This is a genomic window from Mesorhizobium sp. P2_D1 (assembly GCF_056404455.1).
The window spans coordinates 44,348-65,886 of the sequence record NZ_JBFUDZ010000013.1 but is presented as its reverse complement, the minus strand read 5'-3'; the positions used below and the strand labels follow the sequence as shown (position 1 = coordinate 65,886).

The window sequence follows — 21,539 nt, the reverse complement described above, 5'->3', positions numbered from 1 at the left end:
GTCGACGGCTTCATCGAGCGCAGCATCCGAGTCCCATGTCCCTGCCCGCCGCAATTTTCCGCAACGACGAAAGCGCGCGCCAGCTCGTCTTCGACCGGCCGGCCGACATCATCGTGGCGCACGAGGCAAAGGACTTCCTCCCGGCGCTGGCGGCGGCGCAGGCGGCGCACGACGCCGGCAAATGGTTGGCCGGCTATTTTTCCTATGAAGCGGGTTATCTGCTCGAGCCGAAGCTGGTTCCCTTGCTGCCGAAAGGGCGCCGCACACCACTCGTTTGCCTTGGGGTTTTCGATGCGCCGGTCGAAGAGGCGGTGCCGCCCCGCAACGCAGCGGCGACCAATGGCCCGATCTTCGACGCGCGGGCTACATGGTCGCTCGATGATTACGAGAAGCGGTTCTCGCGGCTGCACCAGCACATCAGGCAAGGCGACTGCTACCAGGGCAACCTGACCTTTCCTATTCATGCCCAATGGTCGGGCGACCCGCTCGCCGCCTTCGATGCGCTGACCGAACGCCAGCCGGTGAAATATGGCGCGCTGGTCTCGCTCGGTGATCCCATCGTGCTGTCGCGTTCGCCCGAACTGTTCTTCGAGATCGACGCCTCGGGCACGATCGAGACGCATCCCATGAAGGGCACCGCACCGCGCGGCGCCACCAAGGCCGAGGACGAGCGGCAAAAGATCTTCCTGCGCAACGACGAGAAGAACCAGGCCGAAAACCGGATGATCGTCGATCTCCTGCGCAACGATATCTCGCTGATCAGCGAGGTCGGCACGCTGGACGTGCCGGCGTTGTTCCGCATCGAGACCTATCCGACAGTCCACCAGATGGTGAGCGACGTCAGGGCAAGACTGCTGCCGGGTCTCAGCATCCGCCAGGTGTTCGCGGCGCTGTTTCCGTGCGGCTCGATCACCGGCGCGCCAAAAATCCGTGCCATGGAAATCCTGCACGATCTGGAAGGCACGCCGCGCGACGCCTATTGCGGCGCCATCGGCTGGATCGCGCCCGGCGGCACGATGCGCTTTTCCGTGGCGATCCGCACCATCTCGCTCTTTTCTGGCGGCGAGGCCGTCTACAGTGTCGGCGGCGGCGTCGTCTTCGATTCGACGGCTGAGGAGGAGTATCAGGAGTGTCTGCTGAAAGCGCGCTTCGCGACGGGAACACCGCCGACTTCCAGCTGATCGAGACCATGCGCTGGCAACCCGGCTCGGGCTTCCTGCGCTTCGATCGCCACCTTGCGCGCCTCTATGGCTCGGCAGCGGAACTCGGCTTCGCCTGCGACCCGCAAAGGATCGGCGACGTGCTGGGCAATGCGGTCAGCGGATCCGGCATCGCGTTGCGCACCCGCCTGGCTTTGTCGCGCGACGGCGAAGCGACCGCCTCGACACAGCCCTATGAACCGCTCGCCGCCGACAAGGTGTGGACGCTGCGGCTGGCGCGCACAAGGCTCGATTCGCACGACACGCTGCTGCGCCATAAGACCAGCCGGCGGCAGCTCTACACGCATGCCCGCTCGGAATATCTCATTACCCAGGCCGACGAGGTGCTGCTGGCCAATGAGCGCGGCGAGATCTGCGAAGGCACCATCACCAACCTATTCGCCGATCTTGGCGATGGCATGCTGGCGACGCCGCGGCTCGACTGCGGCTTGCTGCCTGGCGTACTGCGCGCCGAGCTTCTGGATGAAGGCCGCGCCCGCGAAGCGATCTACAGCTACGGCGATCTGCAGTCGGCCAAGGCGATCTTTGTCGGCAACTCGCTGCGCGGCCTGATTCCCGCAAAGCTCGCATGACCAGGAGAATGCTATGTTCGTCGTTTCGCTGAACTACAAGGTGCCGCTGACCGAGATCGACCGCTTGCAGGCGGCCCATATCGAATGGCTGAAGGCCTGCTATGCGGACGGCATCTTCGTCGCCTCCGGCCCGAAGAAACCGAGAACCGGCGGCATCATCATCGCGCAATGCCCGCGCGAAGTGCTCGACGCCAGGCTGGCAGCGGATCCCTTCGCCATGGCCAACGCAGCCGACTATGATGTCACCGAATTCCTGGCGAGGCTGACCACCGCCGTCCTGGACAGTTTCAGGGAAGCATGAGCTTGGCCGGGGCGCTGCCCACCCATACGCCCTATGACGGCTCGTCGAAACTCTTCAGCATCGGCCTGAAGCCGCTCGATCCGGCAGACTGGATCGAGGTCGACGACCTTCTGCTGCCGTATCTCGCCGAGAAGCGCCGGCTCTATGCCGAGATCCCCGAGCGGGTTTTCGTCGAGGAGGACGGCACGCGGGACGCTCAGCAGGAAGTGCTGGAATTGCTCGGCACGCATCTGCCGGACAGATTTCCCGATACCTATCGGCGCACCGACGCGGGCATCGAAGTCGTGGGCATGGAGAGCCATTTCGCCATCCCCGCCGGTCTCGACGGCGCACCGCTCGTCGCCGCCTCGCTGTTGGTCCAGGAAGACCTGATCCTGATGCGCCGGAGCGACAACGGCTGGCGGCTCGTTGCCGGTTCGTTGTGCTTTCCCTCATCCTGGCTGCTGGTCGAGAAGTTCGGCCGGCCGCTGCAGGATATCCACGCGCCGGTGCCGGGCTTCGGTCCGGGCACCCGCCCGGCTGAGCTGATCAACCGCATGTTCGACGGCCTCCAGGGCCAGGCAGTCGAGCGCTTCAACTGGTCGATCCAGGCCGACAATGCGCTCTATCATCCGCTGTCCAATGTCGAGCGCATCGACCGCGCCACCAACCGGCCGACACGCTTCCCCGATGGTGACGTCAGGGCGCACGCCTTCATCCGCGTGGAGCGTCAGACGTTGCGCAAGCTGCCGTCCTCGCGCGACATCCTGTTCACCATCCGCATCCACCTCGACCCGCTCGCCGTGCTGGATCGGCACCCGGACCGGGCGACGCTCGCACTGTCCTTTGCCGCCCAGCTCGAAGCGCTCGATCTCGACCAGCTCGACTACAAGGGCCTGACATCGGACCGCGACCGGCTGATCGAACGATTGAAGACAATGGCCGGCTGAAGCCGGCTACAGGCTGCCCGCCAGAAAATCAACGAACGCCCTTGCCCTGACGCTGGCCTTGCGTCCGGCCGGAAACAGCGCCCACAATTCAACAGGCGGCAGCGCCCAGTCGACCAGGATCGGCCGAACCGCACCGCTGCGCAGTTCCGCGTCGAACATCCATTCGGAGCCGACCGTGAAGCCGATGCCGGCAAGTACTGCCTCACGTATCCCTTCGGCGGAAGTCACGCGCAGCCGCCCTTGGCCGGCAACCGAAACCTCTTCGTCGCCTCGCCGGAATGTCCAGCGATTGGAAGTGCCTGCTCGGACGAAAAGGATCGCCTCGTGCCGCGACAGCTCATCCGGCGCGATGGGTTCGCCCTCGCGTGCCAGGTAGGAGGGTGCCGCCACCACGAGACGACGACAGGTGGCGATCTTGCGCCCGATATGAGCAGGGGCGAAGCTTTCACCCAGACGCAGCATGACATCCACCCCTTCCTCGACGAGGTCGACGTTCCTGTCGTCCATCGCCACCTCGACGTCGAGCCTCGGGTGAGCGTCCAGGAAGGCTTTCAGCCTCGGAACGACATGCAGGCGGCCGAAGGTTACCGACGTACCGATGCGCAGCAACCCGGTAAGCGCCGCCGCAGTGCCACGCGCCGCGTTCTCTGCTTCGTCGGCCTCGTCGACCGCGCGCTTGGCGCCTTCATAGAAGGTGAGGCCCGCATCGGTCGGCGAGAGACCTCGGGTGGTGCGCGACAGCAGGCGAACGCCGAGCCGTTCCTCGAGCTGCGCGATGGCCTTCGAGACGGCAGGCTGCCCGACGCGCAAATGCCGCGCGGCCGCCGAGAACGAGCCGGTTTCGATGACCCTTATGAAGGTGTTCATCACCATGAGCCTGTCCATCTATTCCACCTTGGAATTATTTATATGGCATTACTCACTCTACCTGACCCATCCAGGAATGGCCAATTGGTCGATTGTCAAATCCATCCATCCATTCGGAGAACCAAAATGGGCAAGCTCAACAACAAGGTCGCCATCGTCACCGGCGCCGCGCGAGGCATCGGTGCGGGCATCGCCAAACGGCTGGCGGCGGAAGGCGCCGCCGTCGTGGTCAACTACGCCTCCAGCCGTGAGGCTGCAGAACGCACGGTCAAGGAGATCGTCGCTGCCGGTGGCAAGGCGATTGCGGTTCGGGGTGACGTGGCCGAGGCCGCCGAAGTCGAGAAGATGTTCGAGGCCGCCGAGATCGCATTCGGCAAGCCAAGCATTCTGATCAACAACGCCGCGACCGCCAGCTTCGGCACGTTCGAGGAAGCCAGTGAGGCGGATTATCGGCGGCTCTTCGACACCAACGTACTGGGCACGATCCTGACCACAAAGGCTGCCATGCGCCACTTCCCCGAGACCGGCGGCAGCATCGTCAACATCGGCACGATCTCGAGCTGGAACCCGGTGCCAAACACCAGCCTCTATTCGGCCAGCAAAGCGGCGATCGATACGCTGACGCTTAGCCTGTCGAGAGAACTCGGAGCCCGCAACATCCGTGTCAACATCGTGGCGCCTGGCTATACCCATACCGAAATGACCGAAGGTATGGTTGGCACCGATTTCGGCAATATGCTGATCGCTGGCGTGCCCCTTGGCCAGCGCTTCGGCAAGCCGGACGACATCGCCCCGACCGTGGCCTTCCTCGCCTCGGACGAGGCGGCGTGGCTGACCGGCGAACGCATCAACGCGTCCGGCGGCGCTCGCTGATACGACGCCGGCTCAACATCCGCCATCGGGCAGGCCATGGCCTCCCGGTGGCATCGCCGAGCACTTCCACAGCGGCGTTCCCGGGCGTTTCGCTGCTTTTCCCTTTATTGTGACAATGATCTATGGTTTGTCGCGCCGCGGCCAAGCGGCTGTTCCGGAGTGTTTTTTGAGGAGTGCTCGATAAAATGGCGAATGAAAACTGGCCCGTTTATGGTGAGATCACCGGCCCTGTGGTGATGATCGGCTTCGGCTCGATCGGACGGGGGACGCTGCCGCTCATCGAACGCCATTTCACGTTCGACAAGTCGCGCATGACGGTCCTCGACCCACGCGACACCGACCGCAAGCTGCTCGACGAGCGCGGCATCGCTTTCGTCCAGGACGCGGTGACCGAGAAGAACTACAAGAAGCTTTTGACGCCGCTCCTGACCAATGGCGGTGGCCAGGGCTTTTGCATCAACCTGTCGGTCGATACCGGCTCGGTGGACCTGATGCGGCTCTGCCGCAAGCTCGGCGTGCTCTACATCGACACCGTCGTCGAGCCATGGCTCGGCTTCTATTTCGATGCCCAGGCCGACAATGCCAGCCGCACCAACTATGCGCTGCGCGAAGCGATGATCAAGGAAAAGCACGACAAGCCCGGCGGTGCGACGGCGGTCTCCACCTGCGGCGCCAATCCCGGCATGGTCTCGTGGTTCGTCAAGCAGGCGCTGGTCAACCTTGCCACCGATGTCGGCCTCGAGTTTTCTGAGCCTACGCAGGATGACCGCGAGGGCTGGGCCAAGCTGATGAAGAAGGCCGGCGTCAAGGGCATCCACATCGCCGAGCGCGACACCCAGCGCGCCAAGAAGCCGAAGCCGATGGCTGTGTTCTGGAACACATGGTCGGTCGAGGGCTTCATTTCCGAAGGCCTGCAGCCTGCCGAGCTCGGCTGGGGCACGCACGAGACGTGGATGCCGAAGAACGCCAAGAAGCACAAGCACGGTTCGAAGGCCGCCATCTACTTGGAGCAGCCCGGCGCCAACACGCGCGTGCGTTCATGGTGCCCGACGCCAGGGCCGCAATACGGCCTCCTTGTCACGCACAACGAGGCGATCTCGATCGCCGATTTCTTCACCGTGCGCTCCAGGAAGGGCAAGGTTCAATACCGCCCGACCTGCCACTATGCCTATCATCCCTGCAATGACGCGATGCTGTCGCTGGACGAGATGTTCGGCGCCGCCGGCAAGCCGCAGCCTGTGCACCACGTGCTCGACGAGAATGAACTGGTCGACGGCGTCGACGAACTCGGCGTGCTGCTCTACGGCCACGACAAGAATGCCTACTGGTACGGCTCACATCTTTCGCTGGCCGACGCGCGCAAGCTGGCGCCCTATCAGAACGCCACCGGTATGCAGGTCACCTCGGCGGTTCTCGCCGGCATGGTCTGGGCACTGGAAAACCCTGAAGCCGGCATCGTCGAGGCCGACGAGATGGACTACAAGCGCTGCCTGGAAGTGCAGTCGCAATATTTGGGACCGGTCGAAGGCCACTACACCGACTGGACGCCGCTCGATAACCGCCCCGGCCTGTTCCCGGAAGACCTCGACCGCAGCGACCCGTGGCAATTCCGCAACATCCTCGTCCGATAGCAGCCCCGTCAGCATGCCTCGTTGCCTTGCAATCGCCCGGAAATCAGGCGATTGAAGGGATGCGGACTGAGGAGAGGATTTTTTAAGATGAACATTGCGCGCAAGATTGTTTGGATGAGCGTTGCGGCGGTCACTGTAGTGGGGCTTGCTGGCTGTGCGACCAGCGGCCCGGATGGACCGCCGATGGCGGCTTCGCCGAAAGGAGTCGAAGGCTCCTGGATCGACGCCAAGGGTACCGGCCTTTCGACCTTCGCCAGCGGCACCTTCACGACCGTCGCCACCGACACCGGCCAGAAGCTTGCCGATGGCAGCTACACCATGACCGGCGCCACGTCGGTGCAGATCAATGGCACGTCGCTGATCCGCCAGACCGCGGTCAGCTTCAACTGCCTGATGGTGTCGACTAGCCAGCTCAACTGCACCAGCTCCAGCGGCCAGAACTTCGTGCTGACACGGCGCACCTGAGCCAGCAAGCATTCGCTTCCCCAAGGGACGGCGGCCATCGGCCGCCGTCCCTTTTTTGTGCCGGCAAAAGTCCCCGGATTTCCGCTTGCGTCATCTGGAACGCGATGGGAACATGGTCCCAAACGCCGACTGTTATGTTCCAGTCAAGCAAGAGCGTTAACCGCCTCTGATCAGCCTTCCGGGAGACGAAGATGAAGAAATTTGCTGCCATTGCCGCCCTCTCCGCCTCGACGCTCGCTCTGTCGTCCGGCGCATCCTTTGCCGACTACACGTTGAACATCCTGCACATCAACGACTGGCACAGCCGCATCGAAGGCAACAACAAATATGAATCGACCTGCTCGGCCGATGAGGAGACCAAGGGCGAGTGCATTGGCGGCGCGGGCCGGCTGGTCACCGCGATCGCCCAGGAGCGCAAGAAGCTGGAAGGCCAGAACGTGCTGCTGCTCAGCGCCGGCGACAATTTCCAGGGATCACTGTTCTACACGACCTACAAAGGCAAGGTCGAAGGTGAATTCCTCAACGAGATGAAGTTCGACGCCATGGCGCTCGGCAACCATGAATTCGACGATGGTGAGACGGCGTTGGCGCCGTTCCTCGACATGATCAAGTTCCCGGTGCTCGGCGCCAATGTGAAGGCCAACGCGCAATCCAAGCTCGGCGACCGCGTCAAGCCGTCTGTTGTCGTCGAGGTCGGTGGCCAGAAGATCGGCATCATCGGCGCGGTGACCAATGACACCCCGGAACTCGCTTCCCCCGGCCCCAACATCACCATCGAGGACGACGTCAAGTCGATCACCGCCGAGGTCGAGAAGCTGAAGGGCGAAGGCGTCAACAAGATCATCGCCGTGACCCATATCGGCTACAAGCGCGAGCGCGACGTCATCGCCAAGATCCCGGGCATCGACGTGGTCGTCGGCGGCCACAGCCACTCGCTGCTGTCGAACACCGACCCGAAGGCGGAGGGCCCCTACCCGACGATGGTCGACAATCCCGACGGCTACAAGGTGCCGGTCGTGCAGGCGGCGTCCTATTCCAAATATCTCGGCGAATTCAAGGTGGTGTTCGACGACAACGGCGTCGTCAAATCGGCCAGCGGCGACCCGATCTTTCTCGACAAGTCGATCACCCCCGACCCGGCTGTGCTCGCCCGCATCAAGGAGCTTGGCGCGCCGATCGAGGCGTTGAAGAACAAGGAAGTGGCCGAGACCACCGACGTCATCGACGGCAGCCGCGAAAACTGCCGCACCCGTGAATGCGCGATGGGCAACCTCGTCTCCGACGCCATCCTCGACCGCGTCAAGGGACAGGGCGTCGAGATCGTCATCTCCAATGGCGGCGGCCTGCGTGCCTCGATCGACAAAGGCACCGTGACCATGGGCGAGGTGCTGACCGTGCTGCCGTTCCAGAACACGCTGGCAACCTTCCAGATTTCCGGCAAGGACCTGGTGGCCGGCCTCGAGAACGGCCTCAGCCAGATCGAGGACGGCGCCGGCCGCTTCCCGCAGGTCGCCGGCCTGAAATATTCCTTCGACAAGTCGGTTGCGCCCAATGCCGGTCGCGTCAAATCGGTGGAAGTCATGGAAGGCGGCGCCTGGACGCCGATCAATCCGGACAAGGACTATCTGGTCGCCACCAACAACTATGTCCGCCAGGGCGGCGACGGCTACAAGATCTTCGCCGACAAGGCCAAGAACGCCTATGACTACGGTCCGGGCCTCGAACAGGTGGTTGCCGACTATCTCGGCGCGCACCGGCCCTACACGCCAAAGCTCGATGGCCGCATCACGGAGATCGCCGCGACCGTCGCGGCGGCGCCGGCGGCCGAGCCGGCCAAGCCTGCCGAAGCAGCAAAGCCCGCTGAGGCCGCACCGGCCGCGGAACCGGCCAAGCCTGCGGCAGCGGCACCGGCGCCCGCCCCCGCCGAACCGGCAAAGCCGGCAGAGGCCGCGCCGACCGAAAGCAGCCATGTCATCGTTGCCGGCGACACCTATTGGGATCTGGCAAAGAAGGCCTATGGCGACGCGACCAAATGGAAGCTGATCTATGAGGCCAACAAGGGCCAAAGGCCTCATCGGCTTGCGCTTGGCGCAACCCTGACCATCCCGCCAAAGTAAGGTCGCTGCGCCTCTTTCAACGACGCGCCCGCCCGGGAAACCGGGCGGGTTTTTTCGTTACCTGCTAAGGTGCGGCCAGACGCTGCATTGAAAACTGGCGTGGCATCGCTAGTTTCGCGCCGTATCCGGAGACTAGGTATGACCCTATCCAACCCTGCCGATCCCAAAGCCGCGAAGGCCGGCGGCCCGTTGCCCGCCGGGCATCCGTCGGTCAAGGCTGGCAAGGTCGGGGTCATGCTGGTCAATCTCGGCACGCCGGACGGCACCGATTTCAAGCCGATGTGGCGCTATCTCCGTGAATTCCTGTCCGATCCACGCGTCATCGAGCTCAACAAGGCGATCTGGTATCCGATCCTCTATGGGCTGGTGCTCACCAGGCGGCCGAAGGCGTCGGGCGCCAACTACGCCCGGATCTGGAACCGGGAGAGGAACGAGTCGCCCTTGCGCACCTACACCCGCGCCCAGGGCGAAAAGCTGGCCGACGCGTTGCGCGACCTGCCAGAGGTCGTCGTCGACTGGGCGATGCGCTACGGCAATCCTTCGACCGCGAGCGTCGCCCAGGGGCTGGTCGAAAAGGGCTGCGACCGCATTCTTTCATTCCCGCTCTATCCGCAGTATTCGGCGACAACCACCGCCACCGCCAACGACCAGCTGTTTCGTGCCCTGATGAAGATGCGCCGCGCACCTGCCATCCGCAGCGTGCCGCCTTACTACGACGAACCGGTCTATATCGAAGCGCTGGCGTGTTCGATCGAGCGGCATCTGGCGACGCTGGATTTCGAACCGGAGGTTGTCATTGCCTCCTTTCACGGCATCCCAAAACCGTATTTCGAGAAAGGCGACCCGTATCATTGCCACTGCCAGAAGACGACGCGGCTGTTGCGCGAACGGCTCGGCTGGGATGACAACAGACTGATCATCACCTTCCAGTCGCGCTTCGGCGCGCAGGAATGGCTGCAGCCCTATACCGACAAGACCGTGGAGAAACTGGCCAGGGACGGCGTCAAGTCGATCGCCATCGTCAATCCGGGCTTTTCGGTCGACTGCATCGAGACGCTGGACGAGATCGGCCGCGAGGCGGCCGAGACCTTCCATCACGCCGGCGGCAAGAACTTCGCCCACATTCCTTGCCTCAACGACAGCGCCGAGGGCATGGCGGTGATCGAGGCAATGGTGCGGCGCGAGCTGTCCGGCTGGGTCTGACACCGGAACAACACAAGCTCCGGGGCGTTGAGCAGAACCTCCGGAGACTTTGATGCCTCGCAAACTTGACCTCAGAAGCGGCCGGCCCGTCTGGTCCGCCTACCGGGCGCCAGTTGTCCCGATGTCCGCGCTGACCCGTGACGCCAAGGCTGACGTGCTGATCGTCGGCATGGGCATCAGCGGCGCCATGACGGCCGAGGCGCTGACGGCGCACGGCCATGCGGTGATCTGCATCGACCGGCGCGGCCCGCTGAGAGGCTCGACGTCCGCGACCACGGCTCTCGTGCAGTTCGAAATCGACCAGCCGCTTTCGATGCTGTCGAAGATGATCGGCAAGACCTCGGCGGAGCAGGCCTGGCGGCGCTCGCGGCTCGCCGTTTCCAACCTCGCTGCCCGCATTGCCGAACTCGACATCAACTGCAGCCCGAGCCGCAACCCGTCGCTCTATCTGGCGGGCACTCTGCTCGGCCCGTCGGAACTCCGGGACGAGGCCGAGGCACGAAGACAGGCAGGCATCGCCGCGACCTATCTCACGGCGGCACCGCTGGCGGAGGAATTCGGCATCGACCGCGAAGCCGCCATCCTCAGCCACGGCAACATCGCGCTTGATCCGCGCAAGCTGACGGCCGGGCTGCTGAAGGCCTCGCAGCGCAAGGCACGCTTCTATGCTCCCGTCGAAGCGACGGCGATCGAGGACAGTGCCGACGAGGTGGTCGTGGCAACCAGGGATGGGCCCACCATCACGGCACGGCATGTTGTTCTGGCCACCGGCTACGAACTCGTCGACATCGTGCCGGCGGCGGCCCACCGGATCATCTCGACATGGGCGATCGCGACACGCCCGCAACCGCGAAAGATCTGGGCGCGCGCAGCATTCATCTGGGAGGCGTCGGACCCGTACCTTTACATGCGCGCGACATCAGATGGCAGGGTCGTCTGCGGCGGCGAGGACGAGGACTTTGTCGACGAGACGCGGCGCGACGAGTTGATCGCCGACAAGAGTGCAAGCATCGCCGAAAAACTTGGCCGCCTGTTCCCGCATCTCGACGTCAGGCCGGAATTCGCCTGGACCGGTTCGTTCGGCACCACGACCACCGGCCTGCCCTATATCGGCGCCATTCCCAGGCACCCTCGCATCCACGCCGTCATGGGTTACGGCGGCAACGGCATCACCTTCTCGCAGATCGCTTCCGAGATTGTCTCGGCCTCGATCAACGGGCAGAGCGACACGGATGCAGAGTTGTTTGCCTTCAACCGTCGATAGCAGACCCACAAACAATCCATCATCACCTGATTGTAACGCTCCTGAAACACACTTAAGTCTTTGGTGAAGCCGGCTGCGCGAGAATGGCTTTCGCGGCCTGCCTTTGAGGGAGAGCCAAATGGATTTCAGTGGTTTCGATATTGCGGTCATTGTTCTGGTCGCGCTTGTCGTGCTGGTGCTGTTCAAAGGCATCAAGACAATTCCGCAAGGCTATAACTATACGGTCGAACGTTTTGGCCGTTACACCAAGACACTGAGTCCAGGCCTCAATCTCATCACGCCTTTCGTCGACCGCATCGGCGCCAAGATGAACATGATGGAGCAGGTGCTCGACGTTCCGAGCCAGGAAATCATCACCCGCGACAACGCCATCGTCGGGGTCGACGGCATCGCCTTCTACCAAATCCTCAATGCGGCGCAGGCCGCCTACCAGGTTGCCGGACTGCAGAACGCCATCCTCAACCTGACAATGACCAACATCCGTACCGTCATGGGCTCGATGGACCTCGACGAGCTGCTGTCGAACCGCGACGCCATCAACGAGCGCCTGCTGCGCGTCGTCGACGAAGCCGCGCATCCGTGGGGCATCAAGATCACCCGCGTCGAGATCAAGGACATCAACCCGCCGGCCAACCTCATCGAATCGATGGGCCGCCAGATGACAGCCGAGCGCAACAAGCGCGCGCAGATCCTCGCCGCCGAAGGCCTCAAGCAGTCGCAGATCCTCGAGGCCGAGGGCCGCAAGGAGGCCGCCTTCCGCGACGCCGAGGCGCGCGAGCGTTCTGCCGAAGCCGAAGCGCGCGCCACGCAGGTGGTGTCGGAAGCGATCTCGAAGGGCGATGTGCAGGCGCTGAACTACTTTGTGGCGCTGAAATACACCGAGGCACTTGGCAGGATCGGCACAGCCACCAACAGCAAGATCGTGCTGATGCCGATGGAAGCCTCGTCGCTGATCGGCACGCTTGGCGGTATCGGCGAGATCGCCAAGGAAGTCTTCCGCAGCGATGGCACGGCCGGCGCGCAAAGGCAGGCCGCACGCCCGCCGGTGGTTCGCCCAAGCGAGAACTGAGGGGCATACTCCCATGTTGGACCGCATCATTTCCGAACTCGGCCCGTGGAACTGGATGGTTCTGGGCTTCGTCCTGCTGGTGATGGAAATCATCGCGCCAGGCATCTTCATGCTGTGGATCGGCATCGCCGCCCTGATCATCGGCGCAGTGTCGCTGTTGATCTGGGATGCCGGTTTCTGGACCTGGCAAGTCCAGGTCCTCGCCTTCCTGGCGCTGTCGCTGGTCTCGGCCTATGTCGGCAAGAAGCTGGTCGGTGGTCACGATGATCCGACCGACCAGCCGCTGCTCAACCGGCGCGGCGCGCAGATGGTCGGCAAGATGGCAACGCTAGCCGAACCGATCCGGGACGGGCGTGGCCGCATCAAGCTGGGCGATACGCTGTGGCGTGTCTCCGGCCCGGACCTGCCCGCCGGCACGCAGGTGCGGGTGACGGCTGCGGCCGACACGGATCTGGAACTGACCGTCGAGCGGGTCTGAACGCTTAGGCTGCGCCGATACGCAGGAGATCGTGCAGGTGGATGAGGCCCACCGGCCGTCTGCCTTCCACCACCATCAGACTGGTGATGGAAGAATTGTTGATCGTCTGCAGCGCCGTTGCCACGAGCGTATCCGGCGACGCCGTCTTCGGTCCTTTTGTCATCACCTCATCCACCGTCATCGCTAGCAGATTGCTGCCGATGTGACGCCTTATGTCACCGTCGGTGATGATGCCGACCAGCGCGCCGTCCGCGTCGGTGATCGCCACGCAACCAAATCCCTTGCGCGACAGTTCAAGGATAGCATCCTGCATGCCGGTGCCCGTGGCCACCAGCGGCAGCCTGTCGCCGACATGCATGATCTCGTGGATCTGCGTCAGGTTGGCGCCGAGCTGACCACCAGGATGGAAAGTACGGAAATGGTCCGGCGTGAAGCCGCGTGCTTCGAGCAGGGCGATCGCCAGCGCATCGCCCATCACCAGTTGCAGCAGCGTCGACGTCGTCGGCGCCAGGCCGTGTGGACAGGCCTCAGGCGCGCGGGGCAGCAGCAGCACGACGTCCGCGGCCCGCGCGAGCGCCGATGTCTCTCCGGCGGTGATGGCGATAAGCGGAATGGAGAAGCGCCTGGAATAGGCGACAATGCCCATCAGTTCCCTGCTCTCACCCGACCACGACATGGCGATGATGGCATCGTCCCTGGCAATCATACCGAGATCGCCGTGATTGGCTTCGGCGGGATGGACGAAAAAGGCCGGTGTGCCGGTCGAGGCCAGCGTCGCCGCGATCTTCGAACCAATATGGCCGCTTTTGCCGACGCCGGTGACGATCAGCCGACCCTCGATCTTCGAGATCATCTCGACGGCCTGGGCGAAAGGCCCAGCCAGTCCGTTCTCGAGTGCCTCGGCAAGGGCCGCGACACCAGCCTGCTCCGTTGCCACCGTTCTCAGTGCCGAAGCGATCGAGGCTTGCCTGTCCAAAGGCTTCTTATTCAAGGATCCCGCATGCATGGCTGATGCGATTAGCGCGTTGCCGCCCGCCTGTCCAACAGAAATGGCCCCACGGTGGCTAGGGACAGTGACAAACACGCAAGCAAAAGGCTTAACGCACGCCGCGTGAAACCCTTTGGAAATCGGTACTTGAGGCCGCTGACGACCTCCAGCCTCAACCCTCCGTTAACCATCCCCATTTACGGTTCGGTAAGTATGGCGCGCGTGCGCCGCGCAAGCAGTGGTGACGATGTCCGGGGGCCAGCCAGAAAAATCAGGAGGACGAAAGGGCAAGGCTGCCTGCGCCTTGCTGCTGGCGACCAGCATGCTTGCCTTGCTTCGCCCGACGGCGCTCCATGCCCAGGAAACGGAGCTGCGCGGCGAGGTTTCCGAAACGGCAATCCTGTCCGACCAGCAGCGCAAGGCGAGACAGCTGGCTCTGGCAGCCCAAGGCCAGCAGGCGCCGGTCAACGCGGCGCAGGACAATGCGCCGGCACGAACCTACCTGCCGGCCAGCGCCGGCGCGGTGCCTGATGACACGGACGCTGGTGCCGCGACCGCGACCGGCAGCGTGTTCGATCCACCTTCGGCCATCGACGATGCCTCCGCCGATACCGCGGCACCGCCAAAACCTCGCCGCCGGCCATCGACTGCCAGACAAAGTGCGGCGGATCAGGCCAAGGACAAGGCGACCGGCAAGTCGAGGAAGAAAAAGTCGACGGCCGCGGCCACGGACGCCGCGACCACGGGTGCCATCACATCTACGACGGATGATACCGACACCAATGACGCGGATCAGGAGGCGGCCAACCGCCGCGAGCTCACCATCGACAGCGTCGACAGCCAGAAGCTTGACCGCGGCGCCGAACCCACCGCCTCCATCGAGGGCCAGGACAAGAAGGCCGAGGACGATCCGTTTGCCGCCACCGGCGTCAAATGGGGCTCTTTCGTCATTCGGCCGACGATCGAACAGGGCCTGACCGCCACCTCGAACGGCGATGCGAGCAGTGCCGGCACGTCGGCGCTGCTGTCCGAGACGGCGCTGCGCTTTTCCGCCGCCTCCGACTGGCGTGAGAACTCGGCGACGATCGACGGCTATGGCCTTTTCCGCGAAACCGTGTCGGGCTATTCGGTTCACGATGAGCAGGGCCGCATAGAAGGCCAGCTCAACGTCGACCTCGACAACGAGCTGCGCGCCATCGCCAAGCTCGGCTACGAGGCGGTGCCGGAATCGGCCTCCTCGCCGGACGCCATTGCTGGCGTCAACACGCAGCCGCTGCGGCAGACCGTGGACGGCAGCCTCGGCATCGAGAAGGACGTTGGCAAGATGCGCTATGCGTTGACCGGCACGGTGACGCACGACTTCTATGGCGACGCCGAGCTTTCGGACGGCACCTCGTTGTCGCAGAAGGACCGCGACTCCACGCTCTATACGGCAACCCTGCGCACCGGCTACGAGATTTCTCCGGCACTCACCCCCTTCACCGAAATCGAGGTCGGTCGCCGGACCTATGATCAACGCATCGACACCGATGGCTTCGAGCGCTCCTCGACGGGCCTCGGAGGCCGCGCCGGCCTTGAGCTCGACATGGGCGAGAAGCTGTCGGGCGAATTCTCGGCCGGCTGGCTGCGGGAGGCGATCGACGACGATCGGCTCGAAGCGATTTCGGGGGCGACCGTCAACGCCGACCTCAAATGGTCGCCGGAACGCGGCACCACGATCGGCCTGACCGGCGTGACCACCGTCGAGCCCACGACCATCGCCGGGCAAAGCGGCGATATCCTTTATTCAGGCCGCTTGACGGGCGAGCGGCAGATCCGCGCCAACCTCACCGGAAATGCGGCTCTGGGCCTTGATTGGCGCGATTATATCGGCGTCGACGGCCATGACAGGACCCTGAGCGCCGAGGCCGGCCTGACATGGTGGCTGAACCGCTATGCCGGCCTCACCACCCGGGTGAGGACCGAAAAGCTGACCAGCAACCTGCCGGGCCGCGACTACACCGCAAACAGCATATTCCTCGGCGTGAAAGTGCAGCGCTGAGCACCGCGCCAAGAAGGGTATGTCGAGATTCAGGTCAGGCCGAGTCGAGAGCGATGGACTCCGAGAACCGGAGCGGAGCGTACGTTGGGTACGTCAGCACCGGAAGCGCAAGAAACCGTCGCTCGCAGGCCGGCCTCACCTGAATATCGACATAACCTTAGAAGGCGGCGCCGCGACGCTCTAATGGTTTCAGCTCGTCGAGAAGCGTGCGGATGACGCCGGCCATGTTCTCGTTCATGTCGCTGCGCCACAGCGCGAAGGCGACATTGGCCTCGACGAAGCCTTCCGGCGATCCGCAATCAAAGGTACGGCCCTGATAGTGGTAGCCATAGAAGGGCTGCTGCTTTTCCAGCTTCAGCATCGCGTCGGTGAGCTGGATCTCGTTGCCGGCGCCCTTTTCCTGGCCTTCGAGAATTTTGAAGATCTCGGGCTGCAGGATGTAGCGCCCATTGATGTAGAGATTGGACGGTGCGGTACCGGTCTTCGGCTTTTCCACCATCTCGGTGATGCGGAAGCCGTGATGCGTATCCTCGCCGCGGCCAACGATGCCGTATTTATGGGCTTCGGCCGGGTCGCATTCCTGCACCGCGATGATGTTGTTGCCGGTTTCCTGGTAGAGCTCGACCATGTCCTTCATGCAGCTCTTTTCCGACTGCATGATCATGTCGGGCAACAAAAGGGCGAACGGTTCGTCGCCGACCAGCTCGCGCGCGCACCAGACGGCATGGCCAAGGCCGAGCGGCACTTGCTGGCGGGTGAAGCTGGTCTGCCCCGGCGCCGGCTGCAGGCGTTGCAGGCGGGCAAGCTGGTCGTCCTTGCCGCGCTGGGCCAGCGTGTCATAGAGCTCGAACTGGACGTCGAAATGGTCCTCGATGACGGCCTTGTTTCGGCCGGTGACGAAGATGAAATGCTCGATACCGGCCTCGCGCGCCTCATCCACCACATATTGGATCACTGGCCGGTCGACGACCGTCAGCATTTCCTTGGGGATGGCCTTGGTGGCCGGGAGAAACCGTGTGCCGAGACCGGCGACCGGGAAGACTGCCTTGCGAACTCTCTTCATGCTGTCAATTATCCATTTGATGGCCTGCTCCGCAATCCCCGTTTCAAGACATTTTCACGCCGGAATTGAGGACTACCGAGCAACTGAGGGGAACATTCCCCGGTAAAGCTTTGAGGCGTCTTTTCGTTCCCGGCAGTACCTATGGTAAACTAATTCCTAACCTGGTTCGGCGATGAATGGTCTTTCCTGAGACAGAGAAAGGGGAAAAGATGTCCGTTCGCAGTGCCGCAAAGCGTTTTACCAGCGTCATCGCGGCAGCCAGCCTCTCGCTCGCCCTGCTGATGCCCGGCCCGGCTTTCGCCGATGCCGGTTTCCGGCAGTGGGTCGCCGGCTTCCGTGCCACAGCCGTGCAGAGCGGCGTTTCCGGTGCCCTCTACGACCAGGCCTTCAGGGACATCAGGGATATCGACCCGGTGGTGCTGGAAAAGGCGCGTACGCAGCCTGAATTCACCGCGCCTGCCTGGGACTATTTCGACAACCGCGTCCATGACCAGTCTGTCGCCGTCGGCCAGCAAATGGCCAAGAAGTGGAAGCCATGGCTGGACAGGATCGAGGCCAGGTTCGGCGTCGACCGCTACATCCTGCTCGCCATCTGGTCGATGGAATCGAACTATGGCGAAATCCTCAAGCGCGACGACATCATGCGCAACGTCGTGCGCTCGCTGGCGACCCTGGCCTATGCCGATCCGAAGCGGGCAAAATTCGCCCGCACCCAGTTGATCGCCGCGCTGAAGATCCTGCAGACCGGCGATATCGACGAAAGCCATCTGAGCGGATCCTGGGCCGGCGCCATGGGCCACACCCAGTTCATCCCGACCAGCTATCTGCACTATGCCGTCGACATGGACGGCAACGGCAAGCGCGACATCTGGAATTCGATCCCCGATGCGCTGGCGACGGCCGCCAACCTGTTGAAGAAGAATGGCTGGCAGGCCGGCAAGACCTGGGGCTATGAGGTCACCTTGCCGGCCGGCAAGCTTCCTGGCGGGTCTAAGACGCTGTCGCAATGGCAGGCGCTCGGCGTTGCCAGGGCCAACGCCAAGCCGTTCAAGAACGGCTCCGACAAGGCGACGCTGAAAGTGCCGGACGGCCGCGGCGGGCCAGCCTTCCTGATGGTCAAGAATTTCTCGGTCATCAAGGCCTACAACAATGCCGACAAATATGCGCTCGCCGTCGGTCTTCTCGCCGACGAAATCGCCGGCTCCAGCGGTCTCGTGCAGGACTGGAAGCGGCCTTTCACCAAGCTCACTTTCGAGGAAAGGCAGGAGCTGCAGAAGCGGCTTTCCCAGCACGGCCTCTACGACGGCAAATTCGATGGCAAGATCGGCGATGGCTCGAAAACCGCCATCATGGCCTTCCAGGCCAAGGCCGGATTGGCCCAGGACGGCTATCCGAGCATGGAAGTGCTGAAGTGGCTCAGGCAGAAATAGGGCCACCTGCGGTGCCGCGCGGTCTTTCGGACTCGCAAAGGACACTGTAGCAATCTGTATGGTGCAATGACCTTCGAAAGTCGAGGCGACTTTTCAAGGCAGTGCGCCACGGGATGGAGGAAACGATTGGCTTCGGCTGCGCGCATCGCAGGGCTTGTTCGTCGCATGCCGGTGCTGATTCTGGCCGTCGTCGTTCTCGCCGTCGGCTTGGCTGGCGCCTTCCATGCGCCGGCCATGGCGCAGGAGCGGCAATACCGCGGCTGGTCGTTGCGCGACTCGTTGCGCGACCTTTTGTTCCCACGCCGCAGCGAGCAGATCGAGCCGCCGCTGAACATCCAGAAGGCGAAGCCAAAGCCGCGCAAACCCCGCGTCCCGCGTGCGCCGGCCGAGCCGCAAATGCCGATCGCCGAGAAAGTCCCGGATGCCCGTACCGTCCTGGTGGTCGGCGATTTCATGGCGTCCGGGCTTGCCGAAGGCCTCGACACCGCCTTTGCCGACAACACCGGCATCAGGATCGTGGCTCGCAGCAATGGCTCGTCCGGCTTCGTGCGCGATGATTTCTACAACTGGCCCGAACAGATCAAGGCGCTGATCGAGACCGAAAAACCGGCCGCCGTCGTCGTCATGCTGGGTTCCAACGACCGTCAGCAGATGAAGGTGGGGGATGTGCGCGAGCAGCCCCGGTCCGAGAACTGGACCAAGGAATACGAGCGCCGCACCGATGCGCTCGGCAAGGCCATCGCCGACGCCAAGGTGCCTTTCCTGTGGGTTGGCATGCCGGCCTTCCGGGTGCCGAAGATGACCTCCGACATGTTGGCCTTCAACGACATCTACCATCAGGCCACCGAAAGCCATGGCGGCGAATTCGTCGACGTCTGGGACGGCTTTGTCGACGAGAACGGCGCCTTCGTCATCAGCGGCCCCGACATGAACGGCCAGCCCGTGCGGCTGCGTGCCGACGACGGCATCAACGTCTCGAAGGCCGGCAAGCGCAAGCTCGCCTTCTATACCGAAAAGCCGCTGATGAAGATCCTCGGCCTCGCCGCCCCSGGAAGCGTAACCCCGGCGACCGCACCGGCGGGCGCGCCCGTCGAGGCGCCTGGGCCGGCCGCCGCGCCCATCGTCATCGACCGCACCGCGCCGATGCTGCTCAGCGATCCGGCACTCGACGGCGGCTCCGAACTTCTGGGCGCGGCGCCGCAGCCAAAGCCCAATCCGGATCTGCCCGGTGAAAAACTGGTGGTCGAAGGCAAGGCCCCGCAAGCCTCGCCCGGCCGCGCCGACGATTTCTCCTGGCCACCCCGGCCGCAGCCTGCGGCGGCGGTGGCCGCACCCGGCACGACGACGGCGATAAATCCTTAGAGGCTCCCTGAGCCCGTTTCGAAATTCGCTCCCGCGAGCACCGGAAGCGCAGAAAACGCCTCCAGATGGCTGCGGGAGTAGATTTCCAACGGGCTCAGCTGGGCAGTACGGTGGACCCCATCAAGGCCTCGTCGATCGAGCGAGCCGCCTGGCGACCCTCGCGGATCGCCCAGACGACCAGCGACTGGCCGCGACGCACGTCGCCCGCCGCATAGAGCCTGTCGACGCTGGTCCTATAGTCGCGATCATTGGCTTCTACGTTCCTGGAACGGCGGCTGTCGGTGACGATCTTCATCTGGCCGTCCAATTCCGACACCAGGCCGGCGATGGTCGGGCCGGCAAAGCCAATGGCGATGAAGGCGAGATCTGCTCGGATGACGAATTCGGTGCCGGCGATCGGCTTGCGCTTCTCGTCGACCTCGCAGCACTTGACGCCGGTCAGTTGACCCTCCTCGCCGATGAACTCGAGCGTCGCCACCTGGAATTCGCGCTCCGCCCCTTCGGCCTGCGAGGACGAGGTGCGCATCTTGGTCGCCCAGTAGGGCCAGACCGAAAGCTTGTCTTCCTTCTCCGGCGGCTGCGGGCGGATGTCGAGCTGGGTGACGCGCACGGCGCCTTGGCGGAAGGCGGTGCCGACGCAGTCGGACGCGGTATCGCCACCGCCGACGACGACGACATGCTGGCCGCCGGCGATGATCGGATGCGACGGCCAGGCCACCGACTGGATCGGCTCGCCGCCGACCCGCCTGTTCTGCTGCACCAGATAGGGCATCGCATCATGCACGCCACCGAGATCGTCGCCCGGGATGCCGGCCGCGCGCGGTGTTTCGGAACCGCCGCAATAGAGCACGGCGTCATGTTCGGCGAGCAACTCGGCAACCGGCTTGTCGACACCGACATTGACACCGCAATGGAAGGTCACGCCCTCGCCCTGCATCTGCTCGATACGCCGGTCGATATAGTGCTTCTCGATTTTGAAGTCGGGAATGCCGTAGCGCATCAGCCCGCCCGGCCGGCTTTCGCGCTCATAGACATGGACGTCGTGGCCGGCGCGGCCAAGCTGCTGGGCAGCCGCCATGCCGGCCGGGCCGGAGCCGATGACGGCGACGCGCTTTCCCGTCTTCTTCTCCGGCGGATAGGGCCTGATATGGCCGGTCTCATAGGCCTTGTCGGCGATCGCCTGCTCGACCGTCTTGATGGCGACGGGGATGTCCTCGAGGTTCAGCGTGCAGGCTTCCTCGCAGGGCGCGGGGCAGATGCGGCCGGTGAACTCCGGGAAGTTGTTGGTCGAATGCAGGTTGCGGATCGCGTTGTCCCAGTCGCCATTGTAGACGAGGTCGTTCCAGTCCGGGATCTGGTTGTGGATCGGGCAGCCCGTCGGTCCATGGCAGAACGGAATGCCGCAATCCATGCAGCGCGCGGCCTGTTTCTCGACCTCCTTGTCCGACATCGGCAGCGTGAATTCGCGGAAATGCCGGATGCGGTCGGAGGCCGGCTGGTACTTGTGCACCTGCCGGTCGATTTCGAGAAAGCCTGTTACCTTGCCCATAGTCCAGTTCCTGCTGTCCAGATGGTGCGGTTTTCGCCGCACCCGTTAACCTCTTGAGGCAGCCATGGCAACCTTGCCTTCGAGGTCAAACTTTCGATGAAAGTGGACCGGGAAACC

19 protein-coding genes are annotated in these 21,539 nt (G+C 63.6%); 15 read left to right on the top strand and 4 right to left on the bottom strand.

Annotation, left to right across the window (positions count from 1 at the left end; genetic code table 11):
* Window positions 1–35 precede the first annotated feature (35 nt).
* Genes AC1D0I_RS12310 through AC1D0I_RS12295 form a run of 4 tightly spaced genes read left to right on the top strand, consistent with a single transcriptional unit; the run spans window position 36 to window position 3,022 of the window.
* Window positions 36–1,181 (top strand): aminodeoxychorismate synthase component I, encoded by a 1,146-nt coding sequence (locus AC1D0I_RS12310; protein ID WP_477395353.1) that lies wholly within the window; start codon window positions 36–38, stop codon window positions 1,179–1,181.
* Window positions 1,130–1,792 carry an aminotransferase class IV family protein gene (locus tag AC1D0I_RS12305; protein ID WP_477395351.1) on the top strand — a complete coding sequence of 221 codons (663 nt, stop codon included), beginning with the start codon at window positions 1,130–1,132 and terminating at the stop codon, window positions 1,790–1,792. Before AC1D0I_RS12310 ends, AC1D0I_RS12305 begins: the two co-directional genes overlap by 52 nt.
* 13 nt (window positions 1,793–1,805) lie before the next feature.
* On the top strand, window positions 1,806–2,093 hold the full coding sequence (locus AC1D0I_RS12300) for a YciI family protein (protein ID WP_477306589.1): 288 nt from the start codon (window positions 1,806–1,808) through the stop codon (window positions 2,091–2,093).
* Window positions 2,090–3,022, top strand: a complete 933-nt coding sequence (locus AC1D0I_RS12295; RefSeq protein WP_477395349.1) for a heme-dependent oxidative N-demethylase family protein — start codon at window positions 2,090–2,092, stop codon at window positions 3,020–3,022. The genes AC1D0I_RS12300 and AC1D0I_RS12295 overlap by 4 nt, the downstream gene beginning before the upstream one ends.
* A 6-nt stretch (window positions 3,023–3,028) precedes the next feature.
* On the opposite strand, the gene AC1D0I_RS12290 is transcribed toward AC1D0I_RS12295, so the two are convergent.
* On the bottom strand, window positions 3,029–3,907 hold the full coding sequence (locus AC1D0I_RS12290) for a LysR family transcriptional regulator (protein WP_477395347.1): 879 nt from the start codon (window positions 3,905–3,907) through the stop codon (window positions 3,029–3,031).
* A 108-nt stretch (window positions 3,908–4,015) separates the two neighbouring features.
* On the opposite strand from AC1D0I_RS12290, the gene AC1D0I_RS12285 reads away from it, so the two are divergent.
* The 8 genes from AC1D0I_RS12285 to AC1D0I_RS12250 all read left to right on the top strand — a co-directional run bounded on the left by AC1D0I_RS12285 (window position 4,016) and on the right by AC1D0I_RS12250 (window position 12,989).
* Complete coding sequence (locus tag AC1D0I_RS12285; RefSeq protein ID WP_477395345.1) at window positions 4,016–4,762, top strand: SDR family NAD(P)-dependent oxidoreductase; 747 nt, start codon at window positions 4,016–4,018, stop codon at window positions 4,760–4,762.
* 185 nt (window positions 4,763–4,947) lie between these two features.
* Window positions 4,948–6,393, top strand: a complete 1,446-nt coding sequence (locus AC1D0I_RS12280) for a homospermidine synthase (RefSeq protein WP_477395343.1) — start codon at window positions 4,948–4,950, stop codon at window positions 6,391–6,393.
* Window positions 6,394–6,480: 87 nt separating this feature from the next.
* A complete protein-coding gene (omp10, locus tag AC1D0I_RS12275) occupies window positions 6,481–6,858 on the top strand; it encodes an outer membrane lipoprotein Omp10 (RefSeq protein ID WP_477395341.1) in 378 nt (125 codons plus the stop codon).
* Window positions 6,859–7,049: 191 nt separating this feature from the next.
* Window positions 7,050–8,975, top strand: a complete 1,926-nt coding sequence (locus tag AC1D0I_RS12270) for a 5'-nucleotidase C-terminal domain-containing protein (RefSeq protein WP_477395339.1) — start codon at window positions 7,050–7,052, stop codon at window positions 8,973–8,975.
* Window positions 8,976–9,113: 138 nt separating this feature from the next.
* Entirely contained in the window at window positions 9,114–10,178 is a 1,065-nt protein-coding gene (hemH, locus tag AC1D0I_RS12265; RefSeq protein ID WP_477395337.1) for a ferrochelatase, read from the top strand.
* A 52-nt stretch (window positions 10,179–10,230) separates the two neighbouring features.
* Window positions 10,231–11,442, top strand: a complete 1,212-nt coding sequence (locus AC1D0I_RS12260) for an NAD(P)/FAD-dependent oxidoreductase (protein ID WP_477395335.1) — start codon at window positions 10,231–10,233, stop codon at window positions 11,440–11,442.
* A 118-nt stretch (window positions 11,443–11,560) separates the two neighbouring features.
* Window positions 11,561–12,511 carry an SPFH domain-containing protein gene (locus tag AC1D0I_RS12255; RefSeq protein ID WP_095084570.1) on the top strand — a complete coding sequence of 317 codons (951 nt, stop codon included), beginning with the start codon at window positions 11,561–11,563 and terminating at the stop codon, window positions 12,509–12,511.
* Window positions 12,512–12,524: 13 nt separating this feature from the next.
* Window positions 12,525–12,989 carry an NfeD family protein gene (locus AC1D0I_RS12250; RefSeq protein WP_457150797.1) on the top strand — a complete coding sequence of 155 codons (465 nt, stop codon included), beginning with the start codon at window positions 12,525–12,527 and terminating at the stop codon, window positions 12,987–12,989.
* A 4-nt stretch (window positions 12,990–12,993) separates the two neighbouring features.
* Here the strand turns inward: AC1D0I_RS12250 and AC1D0I_RS12245 are convergent, their stop codons facing one another.
* Complete coding sequence (locus tag AC1D0I_RS12245) at window positions 12,994–13,995, bottom strand: KpsF/GutQ family sugar-phosphate isomerase (RefSeq protein WP_477395333.1); 1,002 nt, start codon at window positions 13,993–13,995, stop codon at window positions 12,994–12,996.
* A 229-nt stretch (window positions 13,996–14,224) separates the two neighbouring features.
* Here AC1D0I_RS12245 and AC1D0I_RS12240 point away from each other — a divergent pair, with 229 nt between their 5' ends.
* Window positions 14,225–16,018 carry an outer membrane beta-barrel protein gene (locus AC1D0I_RS12240; RefSeq protein WP_477395331.1) on the top strand — a complete coding sequence of 598 codons (1,794 nt, stop codon included), beginning with the start codon at window positions 14,225–14,227 and terminating at the stop codon, window positions 16,016–16,018.
* Between the two features lie 157 nt (window positions 16,019–16,175).
* Here AC1D0I_RS12240 and galU read toward each other — a convergent pair whose 3' ends face one another.
* Window positions 16,176–17,081, bottom strand: coding sequence for a UTP--glucose-1-phosphate uridylyltransferase GalU (gene galU, locus AC1D0I_RS12235; protein ID WP_477395329.1), 906 nt, complete (start codon window positions 17,079–17,081; stop codon window positions 16,176–16,178).
* A 209-nt stretch (window positions 17,082–17,290) separates the two neighbouring features.
* Between galU and AC1D0I_RS12230 the strand changes: the two genes are divergently transcribed.
* Both AC1D0I_RS12230 and AC1D0I_RS12225 read left to right on the top strand, forming a co-directional pair.
* Window positions 17,291–18,511, top strand: a complete 1,221-nt coding sequence (locus tag AC1D0I_RS12230) for a lytic murein transglycosylase (RefSeq protein ID WP_477395327.1) — start codon at window positions 17,291–17,293, stop codon at window positions 18,509–18,511.
* A gap of 126 nt (window positions 18,512–18,637) precedes the next feature.
* Window positions 18,638–19,873: an SGNH/GDSL hydrolase family protein gene (locus AC1D0I_RS12225; protein WP_477395325.1), complete on the top strand. Its 1,236-nt coding sequence runs from the start codon at window positions 18,638–18,640 to the stop codon at window positions 19,871–19,873.
* Window positions 19,874–19,967: 94 nt separating this feature from the next.
* Here the strand turns inward: AC1D0I_RS12225 and AC1D0I_RS12220 are convergent, their stop codons facing one another.
* A complete protein-coding gene (locus tag AC1D0I_RS12220) occupies window positions 19,968–21,422 on the bottom strand; it encodes a glutamate synthase subunit beta (protein WP_457150803.1) in 1,455 nt (484 codons plus the stop codon).
* Between the last annotated feature and the right edge of the window lie 117 nt (window positions 21,423–21,539).

Coding starts and splice junctions, on each gene's coding strand:
- AC1D0I_RS12310 (WP_477395353.1), top strand. CDS start 36: ATGTCCCTGCCCGCCGCAATTTTCCGCAACGACGAAAGCGCGCGCCAG.
- AC1D0I_RS12220 (WP_457150803.1), bottom strand. CDS start 21,422: ATGGGCAAGGTAACAGGCTTTCTCGAAATCGACCGGCAGGTGCACAAG.
- AC1D0I_RS12245 (WP_477395333.1), bottom strand. CDS start 13,995: ATGCATGCGGGATCCTTGAATAAGAAGCCTTTGGACAGGCAAGCCTCG.
- AC1D0I_RS12255 (WP_095084570.1), top strand. CDS start 11,561: ATGGATTTCAGTGGTTTCGATATTGCGGTCATTGTTCTGGTCGCGCTT.
- AC1D0I_RS12270 (WP_477395339.1), top strand. CDS start 7,050: ATGAAGAAATTTGCTGCCATTGCCGCCCTCTCCGCCTCGACGCTCGCT.
- AC1D0I_RS12240 (WP_477395331.1), top strand. CDS start 14,225: ATGTCCGGGGGCCAGCCAGAAAAATCAGGAGGACGAAAGGGCAAGGCT.
- AC1D0I_RS12250 (WP_457150797.1), top strand. CDS start 12,525: ATGTTGGACCGCATCATTTCCGAACTCGGCCCGTGGAACTGGATGGTT.
- hemH (WP_477395337.1), top strand. CDS start 9,114: ATGACCCTATCCAACCCTGCCGATCCCAAAGCCGCGAAGGCCGGCGGC.
- AC1D0I_RS12285 (WP_477395345.1), top strand. CDS start 4,016: ATGGGCAAGCTCAACAACAAGGTCGCCATCGTCACCGGCGCCGCGCGA.
- AC1D0I_RS12295 (WP_477395349.1), top strand. CDS start 2,090: ATGAGCTTGGCCGGGGCGCTGCCCACCCATACGCCCTATGACGGCTCG.
- galU (WP_477395329.1), bottom strand. CDS start 17,081: ATGAAGAGAGTTCGCAAGGCAGTCTTCCCGGTCGCCGGTCTCGGCACA.
- omp10 (WP_477395341.1), top strand. CDS start 6,481: ATGAACATTGCGCGCAAGATTGTTTGGATGAGCGTTGCGGCGGTCACT.
- AC1D0I_RS12230 (WP_477395327.1), top strand. CDS start 17,291: ATGTCCGTTCGCAGTGCCGCAAAGCGTTTTACCAGCGTCATCGCGGCA.
- AC1D0I_RS12290 (WP_477395347.1), bottom strand. CDS start 3,907: ATGGACAGGCTCATGGTGATGAACACCTTCATAAGGGTCATCGAAACC.
- AC1D0I_RS12280 (WP_477395343.1), top strand. CDS start 4,948: ATGGCGAATGAAAACTGGCCCGTTTATGGTGAGATCACCGGCCCTGTG.
- AC1D0I_RS12300 (WP_477306589.1), top strand. CDS start 1,806: ATGTTCGTCGTTTCGCTGAACTACAAGGTGCCGCTGACCGAGATCGAC.
- AC1D0I_RS12260 (WP_477395335.1), top strand. CDS start 10,231: ATGCCTCGCAAACTTGACCTCAGAAGCGGCCGGCCCGTCTGGTCCGCC.